Annotated in this window: 11 protein-coding genes and 3 tRNA genes; all 14 read left to right on the forward strand. The window is 38.7% G+C overall.

Features of this window, described 5'->3' with window-relative positions; genetic code table 11:
• The 14 genes from F3G91_RS05540 (at position 1) to F3G91_RS05605 (ending at position 14,078) form a co-directional block, all read left to right on the forward strand.
• Positions 1–77 (forward strand) — tRNA-Gly (locus F3G91_RS05540).
• Between the two features lie 124 nt (positions 78–201).
• Positions 202–276 (forward strand) — tRNA-Thr (locus F3G91_RS05545).
• Between the two features lie 72 nt (positions 277–348).
• Positions 349–1,548: an elongation factor Tu gene (gene tuf / locus F3G91_RS05550; protein ID WP_002941132.1), complete on the forward strand. Its 1,200-nt coding sequence runs from the start codon at positions 349–351 to the stop codon at positions 1,546–1,548.
• A 53-nt stretch (positions 1,549–1,601) separates the two neighbouring features.
• Entirely contained in the window at positions 1,602–1,760 is a 159-nt protein-coding gene (rpmG, locus tag F3G91_RS05555) for a 50S ribosomal protein L33 (protein WP_002941157.1), read from the forward strand.
• A 19-nt stretch (positions 1,761–1,779) separates the two neighbouring features.
• Positions 1,780–1,855: transfer RNA gene (locus F3G91_RS05560), tRNA-Trp, on the forward strand.
• Positions 1,856–1,872: 17 nt separating this feature from the next.
• A complete protein-coding gene (secE, locus tag F3G91_RS05565) occupies positions 1,873–2,052 on the forward strand; it encodes a preprotein translocase subunit SecE (protein ID WP_002941070.1) in 180 nt (59 codons plus the stop codon).
• A 12-nt stretch (positions 2,053–2,064) separates the two neighbouring features.
• Positions 2,065–2,598 carry a transcription termination/antitermination protein NusG gene (nusG, locus tag F3G91_RS05570; protein ID WP_180385147.1) on the forward strand — a complete coding sequence of 178 codons (534 nt, stop codon included), beginning with the start codon at positions 2,065–2,067 and terminating at the stop codon, positions 2,596–2,598.
• A gap of 10 nt (positions 2,599–2,608) precedes the next feature.
• Positions 2,609–3,034, forward strand: coding sequence for a 50S ribosomal protein L11 (gene rplK, locus F3G91_RS05575; protein WP_002941145.1), 426 nt, complete (start codon positions 2,609–2,611; stop codon positions 3,032–3,034).
• Positions 3,035–3,093: 59 nt separating this feature from the next.
• The gene (gene rplA, locus F3G91_RS05580) at positions 3,094–3,795 is read left to right on the forward strand and encodes a 50S ribosomal protein L1 (protein WP_149700942.1); all 702 of its coding nucleotides are present in this window, start codon (positions 3,094–3,096) and stop codon (positions 3,793–3,795) included.
• A 103-nt stretch (positions 3,796–3,898) separates the two neighbouring features.
• Positions 3,899–4,384, forward strand: a complete 486-nt coding sequence (gene rplJ, locus F3G91_RS05585) for a 50S ribosomal protein L10 (protein WP_009294520.1) — start codon at positions 3,899–3,901, stop codon at positions 4,382–4,384.
• Between the two features lie 29 nt (positions 4,385–4,413).
• Complete coding sequence (gene rplL, locus F3G91_RS05590; RefSeq protein ID WP_012001504.1) at positions 4,414–4,791, forward strand: 50S ribosomal protein L7/L12; 378 nt, start codon at positions 4,414–4,416, stop codon at positions 4,789–4,791.
• A gap of 117 nt (positions 4,792–4,908) precedes the next feature.
• Positions 4,909–9,054 (forward strand): DNA-directed RNA polymerase subunit beta, encoded by a 4,146-nt coding sequence (gene rpoB, locus F3G91_RS05595; protein ID WP_149700943.1) that lies wholly within the window; start codon positions 4,909–4,911, stop codon positions 9,052–9,054.
• Positions 9,041–13,555, forward strand: coding sequence for a DNA-directed RNA polymerase subunit beta' (gene rpoC, locus F3G91_RS05600; protein WP_149700944.1), 4,515 nt, complete (start codon positions 9,041–9,043; stop codon positions 13,553–13,555). The genes rpoB and rpoC overlap by 14 nt, the downstream gene beginning before the upstream one ends.
• A gap of 133 nt (positions 13,556–13,688) precedes the next feature.
• Positions 13,689–14,078, forward strand: a complete 390-nt coding sequence (locus F3G91_RS05605) for a DoxX family protein (protein ID WP_009294512.1) — start codon at positions 13,689–13,691, stop codon at positions 14,076–14,078.
• Positions 14,079–14,121: the final 43 nt, after the last annotated feature.

The following is a 14,121-nucleotide window of genomic DNA, read 5'->3' on the forward strand; positions in this document are numbered from 1 at the left end:
GCGGGAGTAGCTCAGTTGGCTAGAGCATCAGCCTTCCAAGCTGAGGGTCGCGGGTTCGAGCCCCGTTTCCCGCTCCAAAATTTGGGAAAGTAAACTGGGAGCTGTATCTAGATTTTACTAAACACAGTTATTCCATCTTTATTTTCATGAATTTTTAGTTGTTTGTATGTTGATTAAAATCATCTCAGCCAAGCGTTTTTCGCTCATATGGCTCAGAGGTAGAGCACTTCCTTGGTAAGGAAGAGGTCGCGGGTTCAAGTCCCGCTATGAGCTCCACTGGTTTATATGATTTTATATTACTATACGAATTTGAATTAGATAAAGACACATATCATAACGGAGGAAAAGATGGCTAAAGAAAAATTTTCACGCAACAAGCCACACGTAAACATAGGCACTATCGGTCACGTTGACCATGGTAAAACTACTTTAACAGCTGCAATATCTGCTGTTCTCTCACGCAAAGGTCTTGCTGAGCTAAAAGATTATGATAATATTGATAATGCTCCAGAAGAGAAAGAGCGTGGTATTACAATTGCTACTTCACACATTGAGTATGAGACAGAAAAACGTCACTATGCTCACGTTGACTGCCCAGGCCACGCCGACTATGTAAAAAACATGATTACTGGTGCTGCTCAAATGGACGGTGCTATTCTAGTTGTTTCTGCAGCAGACGGCCCAATGCCACAAACAAGAGAGCACATCTTGCTATCTCGCCAAGTTGGTGTTCCTTATATTGTTGTTTTCATGAACAAAGCAGATATGGTTGATGACGCTGAGTTGCTTGAACTAGTTGAAATGGAAATTCGCGAACTGCTTAACGAGTATAACTTCCCAGGTGATGATACTCCAATAGTTTCTGGTTCAGCACTTAAAGCTCTTGAAGAGGCAAAAGCTGGACAAGATGGCGAATGGTCAGCAAAAATTATGGAACTAATGGATGCGGTTGATAGCTATATCCCAACTCCAGTTCGTGCTACAGATAAAGATCTTCTTATGCCAATCGAAGACGTTTTCTCAATTTCAGGTCGTGGTACAGTTGTAACAGGTAGAATTGAGAAAGGTGTTGTAAAAGTTGGCGACACAATAGAAATCGTTGGTATCAAACCTACACAAACAACAACAGTTACTGGTGTTGAGATGTTTAGAAAAGAGATGGACCAAGGTGAAGCTGGCGATAACGTTGGTGTTCTTCTTCGTGGTACTAAAAAAGAAGACGTTGAACGTGGTATGGTTCTTTGCAAACCTAAGTCAATTACTCCTCATACAAAATTTGAGGGTGAGGTTTATATTCTAACTAAAGAAGAGGGCGGTCGCCATACTCCTTTCTTTAACAACTATAGACCACAATTCTATGTAAGAACAACTGACGTTACTGGTTCTATTACATTGCCAGAAGGTACAGAGATGGTTATGCCAGGTGATAACGTAAGAATTTCTGTTGAGCTTATCGCTCCAGTTGCACTTGAAGAAGGTACTCGTTTTGCTATCCGTGAAGGTGGTAGAACTGTTGGTTCAGGTGTTGTTTCAAAAATACTTGGTTAATTTATAAAATTATGCCAAAGGGGAAACCCTTTGGCTTTCTATAAGGAATATATATGAGAATTAAAATCGGTTTAAAATGCTCTGAGTGTGGTGATATCAATTATACTACTACGAAAAACAGCAAAACCACTACAGATAAGGTTGAGCTCAAAAAATATTGCCCAAGATTAAAAAAACATACTGTTCATAAAGAAGTTAAGTTAAAAAGCTAATTAAGAATAAGTAGCTATTAGGGCAATAGCTCCAACGGTAGAGCGCTGGATTCCAAATCCAATGGTTGGGGGTTCGAATCCCTCTTGCCCTGCCACAATTAAGGTTAAGATTATGGAAAAATTTATAAATTATATAAAGCTATCTAAATTGGAAATAATGAAAGTTATCTTTCCTACTAAAGAACAAATTAGAAATGCTTTTATTGCAGTTTTTATCGTGGTCGCTGTTGTTTCACTTTTTTTAGCTCTTGTTGATGTTATTATGTCCTTTGTTCTTTCTAAAGTTATATAGAATGGGGAAAAAATAATGTCACACAAATGGTATGCTATACAAACTTACGCTGGTAGCGAAATGGCAGTAAAAAGGGGAATTGAAAATTTAGTTAGAGATCACGGTATCGAAGATCAACTAAAAGAAGTTATCGTTCCTACAGAAGACGTAATAGAGATAAAAAACGGTAAGCAAAAAATTAATGAAAGAACTCTTTATCCTGGATATGCTTTTGCATGTTTAGATCTTGATACAGCTCTTTGGCATAAGATTCAGTCTTTGCCAAAGGTTGGACGTTTTATCGGTGAGGCCAAAAAGCCTACACCATTGACTGAAAAAGACATAAATACTATCTTGGAGAAAGTTCAAAAAAGAGCGGCACCAAAACCTAAAATATTTTTTGAGGATGGTGAAAGCGTTCGCATAACAGAAGGTCCTTTTGCTAACTTTACAGGTATCGTTGAAGAATACGATATGATACATGGCAAGCTTAGACTCAATGTTTCTATTTTTGGTAGAAGTACCCCTGTTGATATTTTGTATTCACAAGTTGAGAAGATAATTTAAGGAGCAAGAAATGGCTAAAAAAGTTATAGGTGAAATAAAATTACAAATTGCCGCAACAAAAGCAAATCCTAGCCCGCCAGTTGGTCCAGCATTAGGACAAAAGGGCGTTAATATTATGGAATTTTGTAAAGCCTTTAATGAAAAAACAAAAGATATGGTTGGATTTAATATCCCGGTCGTTATAACAGTTTATGCTGATAAAAGTTTTACATTTATCACAAAGCAGCCACCTGCTACAGACCTTATTAAAAAGGCTGCGGGTATAACAAAAGGAACAGATAATCCTTTAAAAAATAAAGTAGGTAAATTAACAAAAGCTCAAGTTTTAGAAATTGTTGAGAAAAAACTTGTTGATTTAAATACAAATGATAAAGAGCAAGCAGCTAAGATTATTGCTGGTTCAGCTCGTTCAATGGGTGTCGAAGTAGTAGACTAAAACCTTTACCGTCAGGTTGATTTTCAAAAGACGGAAGCAATTTATATGCGGAGAAATTTATGGGAAAAACTAGTAAGAGATTTCAAGAATTGCTCAAAAAAGTAGAGCAAGATAAAATTTATAACCTTAGCGAGGCTATCGATACAGTTAAAACTCTAGCTTCTGCTAAATTTAATGAGACAGTTGAGATTGCGTTAAAATTAAACGTTGATCCAAGACATGCTGATCAAATGGTTCGTGGTTCTGTTGTTTTACCAGCTGGTACAGGCAAAATTGTAAGAGTTGCAGTTATAGCAAAAGATGCTAAAGCTGATGAGGCAAAAGCTGCTGGTGCTGACATAGTTGGTGCTGATGATCTAGTTGAGGATATCCAAAAGGGTATAATGAACTTTGATGTTCTTATAGCTACTCCAAATTTAATGGGTCTTGTAGGTAAAGTTGGTAGAATTTTAGGACCTAAAGGTTTAATGCCAAATCCAAAAACTGGAACAGTTACAATGGATGTTGCACAAGCTGTTAATAATGCAAAAAGTGGTCAAGTAAATTTCCGTGTTGATAAGCAAGGAAATATACATGCAGGTCTTGGCAAGGTCAATTTTACTAAAGAGCAATTAAATGAAAATATTTCAACATTTATTAAAGCTATTAATAAACATAAACCTGCGACTGCAAAAGGTAGATATGTAAAAAATGCTTCATTGTCTTTAACAATGAGCCCTTCTGTAACTCTTGATACTCAAGAAGTTATGGACTTAAAATAAGAATTTAGAGAAATTTATATCTTAGATTGGAGATAGCCGAGGCCATTGGGCTTAATTGATTCGACCCGCTCTGCTTGAAATTACCGGTCGGAAAGGAGAAAAAGTGACACGTAACGAAAAAACTGAAGTTGTTGCAAAATTAGAGAGTGAATTTAAAACTGCTGAAGCTATTGTAGTTTGTGACTATCGTGGTCTTTCAGTTAAAAAACTTGAAGTTTTAAGAAATTCTGCAAAAGAACAAAATGTAAAAGTTCAAGTTATTAAAAATACTCTTGCAAATATTGCTCTTAAAAATTCTGATAAAGTCGGAATGGAACTCAAAGATACAAATATCTATCTTTGGAGTGAAGATCAATTAGCAGTAACTAAAGTAGCCGCAAAATTTGAAGAGTCAAATTCTGATCTTTTCAAAATTAAAACAGCTTATATTGATGGCGAAGTTGCAAGCGTTGATAAAGTTAAAGCTCTATCTAAAATGCCTAGCCGTGATGAGCTTATTGCGATGCTTTTGCAAGTTTGGAATGCGCCAATTCAAAATTTCACAATTGGTTTGAATGCGCTTAAAGAGAAAAAAGAACAATCAGCTTAATTAAATTTAAAAAATAATAAGGATAAAAAATGGCAATTACAAAAGAAGACGTATTAGAGTTTATATCTAATCTTTCTGTACTTGAACTTAGCGAACTTGTAAAAGAGTTTGAAGAGAAATTTGGTGTTAGCGCAGCTCCTGTAATGGTAGCTGGTGGTGCAGTTGCTGCTGGTGGTGCAGCTGCTGCTGAGGAAAAAACAGAATTTAACATTGTTCTTGTTGATTCTGGTGATAAGAAAATCAACGTTATTAAGGTTGTTAGAGCACTTACTGGTCTTGGACTTAAAGAGGCTAAAGACGCAGTTGAAGGAACTCCATCTGTTCTTAAAGAAGGCGTTAGCAAAGACGAAGCTGAAGCAGCTAAAAAAGAGCTTGAAGAGGCTGGTGCTAAGGTTGAACTTAAATAATTTTTTATTATTTAGGCTTAATATTTCAAGAGAGGGCAGAGGCTCTCTCTTTTTTAAATTTTAGATGCCTTGTAAAAGGCTATACTTTTCTTTCAAAATTACCACGAGGTAGATGCAATGTTAAATAGCTTATACTCAGGAAATCGTCTTAGGGTTGACTTCTCTAATGTCGTTAAAGAGATAGACGTTCCGAACCTACTACAACTACAAAAAAAGAGCTTTGATAATTTTTTAAATCTAAATAACAATCAGACAGAAAGCGGTATCGAAAAAGTTTTTAAGTCGATTTTCCCTATACATGATCCGCAAAATCGTTTGACTTTAGAATATGTTAGCTCAGAGATTGGAAAACCAAAATATACAATCAGAGAGTGTATAGAAAGAGGTCTTACATACTCTGTAAATTTAAAGATGAAAATACGCCTTATCGTTCACGAAAAAGATGATAAGACTGGTGATAAAGTCGGCGTTAAAGATATAAAAGAGCAAGAAATTTTTATACGTGAAATTCCATTGATGACAGATAGAATTTCATTTATTATAAATGGCGTTGAGCGTGTTGTTGTAAACCAACTTCATAGAAGCCCTGGCGTTATCTTTAAGCAAGAGGAGAGTGCGACTGTTGCAAATAAACTTATTTATACAGCTCAAATAATCCCAGATCGTGGCTCTTGGTTGCACTTTGAATATGATACAAAAGATATTTTATATGTTAGGATAAATAAGCGCAGAAAAGTGCCTGTAACTATCTTGTTTAGGGCATTAGGATATAAAAAACAAGACATTATTAAGCTATTTTATCCGATACAAAATTTGGTTATTAAAAATAATAAATTTTTAACTCTTTTCAATCCAGAGGATTATCTAGGAAGAGTTGAATATGATATAAAAAATGAAGATGGAGAGGTTCTTCACCAAGCTGGCAAGCGTCTAACAAAGAAAAAAGCTGATAAATTAATCGAAGATGGCGTTAAATTTGTCGAGTATCCGATCGAAGCACTTATAGGTAGATACTTGGCAAACCCTGTGATAAACACAGAAAGTGGCGAAATTTTATATGACACACTATCTGCTCTTGATGAGAACAAACTTGCAAAAATTTTAGCTGAGCATGAAAGTATCGACATTATAAATAACTCTGCAGCCGGAGTTGATGACGCTATAATAAATTCATTTATCGCCGACAACGACATGCTTAAGGTTTTAAAACAAACTGAGGGCGTAGATGATGAAAATGACCTTGCTGCGATTAGAATTTACAAGGTCATGAGACCTGGTGAGCCGGTAGTTAAAGAGGCTGCAAAAAGCTTTGTAAATGATATATTGTTTAACCCTGAAAGATATGACCTAACAAAAGTTGGTCGTATGAAGATGAACCATAAGCTCTCGCTTGACGTGCCAGAGTATGTTACTGTGCTAACTAGCGAAGATATCATCAAAACTGCAAAATATCTTATAAAAGTTAAAAACGGACAAGGTCATATTGATGACCGTGACCACCTTGGTAACCGCCGTATAAGATCCATCGGTGAGCTACTTGCCAGTGAGCTTCACCTTGGTTTTGTTAAGATGCAAAAGGCTATCCGTGATAAATTTACAAGCCTGAGCAACAATACTGACGAGATCATGCCTTATGATCTTATTAATCCAAAAATGATTACAGCAACAATCATGGAATTTTTCACAGGCGGTCAGTTAAGCCAGTTTATGGATCAGACAAACCCACTTAGTGAGGTTACTCATAAGCGCCGTCTATCTGCGCTTGGCGAGGGTGGCTTGGTAAAAGAGCGTGCTGGATTTGAGGTGCGTGACGTTCACCCAACTCACTACGGCAGAATTTGTCCAGTTGAGACCCCGGAAGGTCAAAATATCGGTCTTATTAACACCCTTTCAACTTATGCAAAAGTAAATGAGCTTGGCTTTGTTGAGGCACCTTATAAAAAGGTCGTTGATGGCAAGGTGACAGATGAGATAGTCTATCTAACAGCGACACAAGAAGAGGGCAATGTTATCGCTCCAGCGTCAACCAAGCTTGATGAAAACGGACATATCGTTGAGGATTTGATCGAGGTTAGAAAAGAGGGCGAGATGATGCTTGCTCGTAGAGAAGATGTTACCCTGATCGACCTTTGCTCTGGTATGATAGCCGGTGTTGCAGCTTCGCTTATCCCATTCCTAGAGCACGATGACGCCAACCGTGCGCTTATGGGATCAAACATGCAGCGTCAAGCAGTGCCACTACTTCGATCAACTGCTCCTATCGTTGGAACAGGTATGGAGAGTGTTATCGCAAGAGATGCTTGGGAGAGTGTAAAAGCAAAACGTGGAGGCGTGGTTGAAAAGGTTGATAATAAAAATATCTTTATCCTTGGTGAAGATGAAGCTGGTCCATATATCGATCACTACTCTTTAGAGAAAAATTTAAGAACAAACCAAAATACGACATTTTCACAACACCCGATTGTTAAAAAAGGTGATGAGATTGTTGCTAATCAAATCATAGCTGATGGTCCAAGTATGGAAAAAGGCGAGCTAGCTATCGGTAAAAACGCACTAATCGCATTTATGCCTTGGAATGGTTACAACTACGAGGATGCGATCGTTATTAGTGAAAAAATGATACGTGAAGATGCCTTTACGAGCGTTCATATCTACGAAAAAGAGATCGAGGCTCGTGAGCTAAAAGACGGCGTTGAAGAGATAACAAAGGATATACCAAACGTCAAAGAAGAGGAGCTTATGCACCTTGATGAAAGTGGTATCGTTAAAATCGGTACAGAGATCAAGCCTGGCATGATCCTTGTTGGTAAAGTATCTCCAAAAGGCGAAGTTAAACCAACCCCAGAAGAAAGATTACTTCGTGCTATCTTTGGTGAAAAAGCAGGCCATGTTGTAAATAAATCGCTCTATGCTTCAGCTTCAATGGAAGGCGTGGTTGTTGATGTTAAAATTTTCACTAAAAAAGGCTATGAAAAAGATAGCAGAACAAACAAGGCTTACGAAGAAGAGAAGACACTTTTAGAAAAAGAGCACCACGATAGACTGCTTATGCTAGACCGCGAAGAGATGCTAAAAGTTACAGCACTTCTTTCTAAAAACCCACTAGCTAGCGATCAAGAGGTAAATAAAAAAGAGTATAAAAAAGGCTCAAAGATCAACAAAGCCGACTTTGAGAATATCAATAGATTTACCCTAAATGCTATCGTAAAGAGCTTTTCAAAAGATATCCAAAAGAAATATGATGAGCTAAAAAATTACTTCCAAAATGAGAAGAAAAAGCTTAAAGAAGAGCACGACGCTAAGATAGAAATTTTAGAAAAAGATGACATTTTACCAAGCGGCGTTGTAAAACTTGTAAAAGTTTATATAGCTACAAAACGCAAACTAAAAGTTGGCGATAAGATGGCTGGACGTCACGGAAACAAAGGTATCGTTTCAAATATAGTTAGAGAAGTAGATATGCCGTATCTTCCAAGCGGTCAGATCGTTGATATCGTGCTAAACCCACTAGGCGTTCCAAGCCGTATGAACATCGGTCAAATTTTAGAGAGCCACCTTGGTCTTGTTGGTTACCGCTTAGGTGAGCAGATCAATGAAATTTTTGAGACCAAAAAAGGCGAGTGGATAAAAGAGCTAAGAGCTAAGATGATAGAGATCGCAAGCGTTGCTAAGCTAATGGACGCTAAAAAAGCTCTTGGTAAGATGAGTGATGAGAAGCTTCTTGAGTATGCAAAAGATTGGAGCAATGGCGTAAGATTTGCAACTCCGATTTTTGAAGGCGTTAAAGCTGACGAATTCGCAAAACTATTTGAGATGGCAAAGATAGATAGCGACGGTAAAACTGAGCTATATGACGGACGCACAGGCTCAAAGATAAGAGAACGCGTTAATGTTGGTTGTATGTATATGCTAAAACTTCACCACTTGGTTGATGAAAAAGTTCACGCAAGAAGTACTGGACCATACAGTCTTGTTACACAACAACCTGTCGGTGGTAAGGCGCTATTTGGCGGTCAAAGGTTTGGTGAGATGGAGGTTTGGGCACTTGAGGCTTATGGTGCTGCTCATACACTAAGAGAGATGCTAACTGTAAAATCAGATGATGTTGAGGGAAGACTTTCTGCTTACAAAGCTTTAACAAGAGGTGAAAACGTTCCTGAGACTGGTATCCCTGAGACGTTCTTTGTTCTAACAAACGAGCTAAAATCACTAGCTCTTGATGTGGAAGTATATGATGAGGATGAGACAAATGAAACTAACTAATTTAAAACCAGTTGAGATAAAAGAAGAGCATAGACCTCGTGATTTTGAAGCTTTTCAACTTCGTTTAGCAAGTCCTGAGAAGATAAAATCTTGGAGCTATGGCGAGGTTAAAAAACCAGAAACTATCAACTACCGCACGCTAAAACCTGAGCGTGATGGCTTGTTTTGTGCCAAAATTTTTGGACCGATCCGCGACTATGAGTGCCTTTGCGGTAAATATAAAAAGATGCGCTACAAAGGTATCAAGTGCGAAAAGTGCGGCGTTGAAGTAACAACATCTAAAGTTCGTCGTTCTCGCATGGGTCACATCGAGCTTGTAACTCCAGTGGCTCATATCTGGTATGTAAATTTCTTGCCAAGTCGTATAGGTGCGCTTCTTGGTATTAAGATGAAAGATCTTGAGCGCGTACTTTACTATGAGGCATACATTGTTGATAACGCTGGTGAGGCTTATTATGACAATGAAAATTCTAAAAAAGTTGAAAAATATGACGTTTTAAACGAGGAGCAATATCAAAGCCTAGCTTCAAGATATGAAGAAACTGGTTTTAGTGCTAGAATGGGTGGTGAGGTCATCTATGATATGCTAGCTGAGCTTGATCTAACTCAAATTTTAAATCAGCTACAAGAAGAGATGGAGGCTACAAATTCTGAGGCTAAGAAAAAGACTATCGTAAAACGTCTAAAGGTTATCGAGAGCTTTTTAAATTCAGGCAACCGCCCAGAGTGGATGATGATAACAAATTTACCAGTTCTTCCGCCTGATCTTAGACCACTTGTTAATCTTGATGGTGGTAAATTTGCTGTTTCGGACGTAAATGATCTATATCGCCGTGTAATAAATAGAAATAGCCGTCTAAAACGCCTACTTGAGCTTGACGCACCTGAGATCATTATAAGAAACGAAAAGAGAATGCTTCAAGAGGCTGTTGATGCGCTATTTGACAATGGCCGTAGAGCAAATGCGGTAAAAGGTGCAAATAAACGCCCACTAAAATCACTAAGTGAGATAATCAAAGGTAAGCAAGGCCGCTTCCGTCAGAATTTGCTAGGTAAGCGTGTTGATTTCTCTGGACGTTCTGTTATCGTCGTTGGTCCAAAGCTAAAGATGGATCAGTGCGGTCTTCCAAAGAAGATGGCGTTAGAGCTATTTAAGCCACATTTGCTTGCTCGCCTTGAAGAAAAAGGCTATGCGACAACTGTTAAGCAAGCTAAAAAGATGATAGAAGATAAGACAAATGAGGTTTGGGAGTGCCTAGAAGAGGTCGTTAAAGACTATCCAGTTATGCTAAACCGTGCTCCGACACTTCACAAGCTTTCTATCCAGGCGTTTCACCCAGTGCTTGTTGAGGGCAAGGCGATCCAGCTTCACCCGTTAGTTTGTGCGGCGTTCAACGCTGACTTTGACGGCGACCAAATGGCTGTTCACGTGCCACTATCTCAAGAGGCTATCGCTGAGTGCAAAATTTTGATGCTTAGCTCAATGAACATCTTGCTTCCTGCAAGTGGTAAGGCTATCACAGTTCCTTCACAAGATATGGTTTTGGGAATTTATTATCTAAGCTTAGAGAGAAATGACGAAAAAGGTGCAAACAAAATTTTCTCAAGCGTTGATGAAGTAATGATCGCTGAAGAGGCTAATACACTTGGCCTTCACGCAAAAATTAAGACAATGGTTGATAATAAGATCATCTTCACAACGGCTGGTCGCTTGATCTTAAGAGCGATACTACCTGATTTTGTCCCTGATAATATGTGGAATAAGATCATGAAGAAAAAAGACATTGCAAATTTGGTTGATTATGTTTATAGAAATGGAGGCCTTGAAGTAACGGCTGACTTCCTTGATAAGCTTAAAAATTTAGGCTTTAGATATGCTACAAAAGCGGGAATTTCTATCTCTATCGCAGACATCATCGTGCCAGATAGCAAGCAAAAGTATATCGACGAAGCCAAGAAAAAAGTTCGTGAAATTCAAAAGCAATATGGCGCTGGTCTTTTAACAGATAGTGAGAGATACAATAAGATCATCGATATCTGGACAGATACAAATAACAGCGTTGCAAGTGAGATGATGAAGCTTATTCAAAGTGATAAGGGTGGATTTAACTCAATTTATATGATGGCTGACTCTGGTGCGAGAGGTAGTGCAGCGCAAATTCGTCAGCTAGCTGGTATGCGTGGTCTTATGGCAAAACCAGATGGCTCGATCATCGAAACACCGATCATTTCAAACTTCCGTGAGGGTCTAAACATAATGGAGTACTTTAACTCAACCCACGGAGCTAGAAAGGGTCTTGCAGATACCGCGCTAAAAACTGCCAACGCTGGTTACCTAACAAGAAAACTAATCGACGTTGCTCAAAACGTTAAAGTCACAATGCATGACTGCGGTACGCACGAGGGCGTTGAGATCACAGATATCACAGAGAGCGGCGAGCTAATCGAAAGCCTTGAAGAGAGAGTATTAGGCCGTGTTTTAGCAGATGATGTGATCGATCCTATAACAAATGAAATTTTATTTAGCGAAGGTACTTTACTTGATGAGGAGAAAGCTAAGGCAATAACAGAAGCTGGCATAAAATCAGTAAGCATTAGAACGCCTATCACGTGCAAGGCACCAAAGGGCGTTTGCGCAAAATGCTACGGCTTAAATTTGGGAGAGGGCAAACTTGTAAAACCGGGCGAGGCTGTTGGTATCATCTCAGCTCAATCAATCGGTGAGCCAGGTACTCAGCTAACTCTAAGAACATTTCACATCGGTGGTACGGCTTCTACTGAGCAGCAAGATCGTCAAGTCATTGCTCAAAAAGAGGGCTTTATTAGGTATTACAACCTTAGTACATACGAGAACAACGGCAAGAAAATCGTTGCAAACAGAAGAAGTGCAGCTGTGCTACTTGTTGAGCCAAAGATAAAATCAACAATCGATGGTAAAATCGAGATCGAATATGCTCACGAAGATGTAAATATCGTTATCAAAGGCAAAAAAGAAGAGATAAAATATACCATCAGAAGAAACGACCTTGCTAAGCCAAACGAACTAGCTGGCGTTAGCGGCAAGATCGAAGGCAAGATGTATATCCCTTACGTAAATGGCGATAAGGTAAAAGAGAATGAGAGTATTGTTGAGATCATCAAAGAGGGTTGGAACATTCCAAATCGTATCCCTTATGCTAGTGAGCTTAAAATTTCAGATGGCGATCCGGTAACTAGAAAGATCACAGCAGATGCAAATGGTGTGGTTAAATTTTTCATACTAAAAGGTGACTTCCTTGATAGACTAAAAGATATCAAAAAAGGTCACAAAGTAACTGAAAAAGGCTTCTTTGTTGTCGTTTCTGACAAGGATGGACGTGAGGCAGTTCGCCACTACATCCCAAGAAATTCTATCATCCAAGTATCAGACAATGATGCGGTAGAAAGAGCGATAGTAGTCTCACTACCTGAAAAAGATGACAAGCTAATAATCGCTGAGTGGGATCCATACTCAACTCCAACTATCGCAGAAGAGGCTGGTGTGGTTAGCTTTGAAGATGTCGAGCCAGGATATAGTGCGACTGAGCAAGCTGATGAGGCAACTGGTCAAAGACGTCTTGTCATCAATGAGTATTTGCCAAGTGGCGTAAAACCAGCGATCATTATCACTACAAAGAGCGGACATTTGATCAAGTATCCACTTGATCCAAAAACTGCGATCTTTGTTTCAAGTGGCGATGAAGTAGCTCAGGCCGACATTTTGGCTAAGACTCCAAAAGCTGTTGCTAAGTCAAAAGATATCACCGGTGGTCTTCCAAGAGTTAGTGAGCTATTTGAAGCAAGACGTCCTAAAAATACAGCTATCGTTGCAGAGATCGACGGTGTTGTTAGATTTGACAAGCCACTTCGCTCAAAAGAGCGCATCATCATCCAAGCAGAAGATGGCACGACAGCTGAGTATTTGATAGAAAAGAGCCGCCAGATCCAAGTAAGAGACGGCGAATTTGTCCATGCTGGCGAGAAGCTAACAGACGGACTTATCTCAAGCCACGATATCTTAAGAATTCTTGGCGAAAAGGCGCTTCACTACTATTTGATCAGTGAAATTCAGCAAGTTTATCGCCGCCAAGGTGTTGCGATCGCTGATAAGCATATCGAGATCATCGTCTCTCAAATGCTTCGCCAAGTCAAAATCGTCGATAGTGGAAATACAAATTTCATCGTTGGCGACATGGTTTCAAGAAACAAATTTAAAGAAGAGAACGAGCGTATCATGAAAATGGGTGGCGAGCCAGCTATCGCTGAGCCGATCCTTCTCGGTGTTACAAGAGCGGCTATCGGAAGTGATAGTGTGATCTCTGCTGCGTCATTCCAAGAGACAACTAAGGTCTTAACAGAAGCGTCAATCGCTGCTAAATTTGACTATCTTGAAGATCTAAAAGAGAACGTCATCCTTGGACGTATGATCCCAGTTGGTACTGGTTTTTATAAAGATAAAAAGATAAAGATCAAAGAAAACTAATATATTAAGCCCCACCTCTGGGGCTTAATCCTCTTATAAATTTACCCACTTAAATTTACAAAATTTCAAAATTTACAAGCCATTAATCAATATTAAATAAAATCTATAACTAAAAATATGTAACGGAGATATTATGAAAAATGTCGATCTTGGACTTTTGTTTCTGCGCTTAGGCCTTGGAATTTGCCTTTTTATGCACGGCTTTGGCAAAATTTTACACGGAGTTGGCGGTGTAAAGAGCATTTTAGTTGATGCTGGACTACCTAGTTTTCTGGCGTATTTCGCCTATCTTAGCGAGGTTTTAGCCCCTATAATGATCGCCGTTGGTTTTTACTCAAGGCTTGGCGCGCTCCTAGTTTTTGGCTCTAGTCTTGTCATTTTGTATTCGTATTTTGGCTTGTCAAATTTACTTGAGCTAACTAATGTAAATGGCTTTAAAGCAGAGCTTATATATCTTTATATCGCTATGTCACTTTGCATCATCTCGACTGGTAGCGGTAAATACGCTATCAAACAAGATTGATCTAAATTTAGCACATATCAGATGTGCTAAATTTTCACACATT

It is taken from the genome of Campylobacter concisus, from assembly GCF_902460715.1.
GTDB classification, from domain to species: Bacteria; Campylobacterota; Campylobacteria; order Campylobacterales; family Campylobacteraceae; genus Campylobacter_A; species Campylobacter_A concisus_AK.

Bases quoted from the DNA above. Each gene is read 5' to 3' on its own strand.
- tuf (WP_002941132.1), top strand. From the start codon at position 349: ATGGCTAAAGAAAAATTTTCACGCAACAAGCCACACGTAAACATAGGC.
- rpmG (WP_002941157.1), top strand. From the start codon at position 1,602: ATGAGAATTAAAATCGGTTTAAAATGCTCTGAGTGTGGTGATATCAAT.
- secE (WP_002941070.1), top strand. From the start codon at position 1,873: ATGGAAAAATTTATAAATTATATAAAGCTATCTAAATTGGAAATAATG.
- rplK (WP_002941145.1), top strand. From the start codon at position 2,609: ATGGCTAAAAAAGTTATAGGTGAAATAAAATTACAAATTGCCGCAACA.
- rplA (WP_149700942.1), top strand. From the start codon at position 3,094: ATGGGAAAAACTAGTAAGAGATTTCAAGAATTGCTCAAAAAAGTAGAG.
- rplL (WP_012001504.1), top strand. From the start codon at position 4,414: ATGGCAATTACAAAAGAAGACGTATTAGAGTTTATATCTAATCTTTCT.
- rpoB (WP_149700943.1), top strand. From the start codon at position 4,909: ATGTTAAATAGCTTATACTCAGGAAATCGTCTTAGGGTTGACTTCTCT.
- rpoC (WP_149700944.1), top strand. From the start codon at position 9,041: ATGAAACTAACTAATTTAAAACCAGTTGAGATAAAAGAAGAGCATAGA.
- F3G91_RS05605 (WP_009294512.1), top strand. From the start codon at position 13,689: ATGAAAAATGTCGATCTTGGACTTTTGTTTCTGCGCTTAGGCCTTGGA.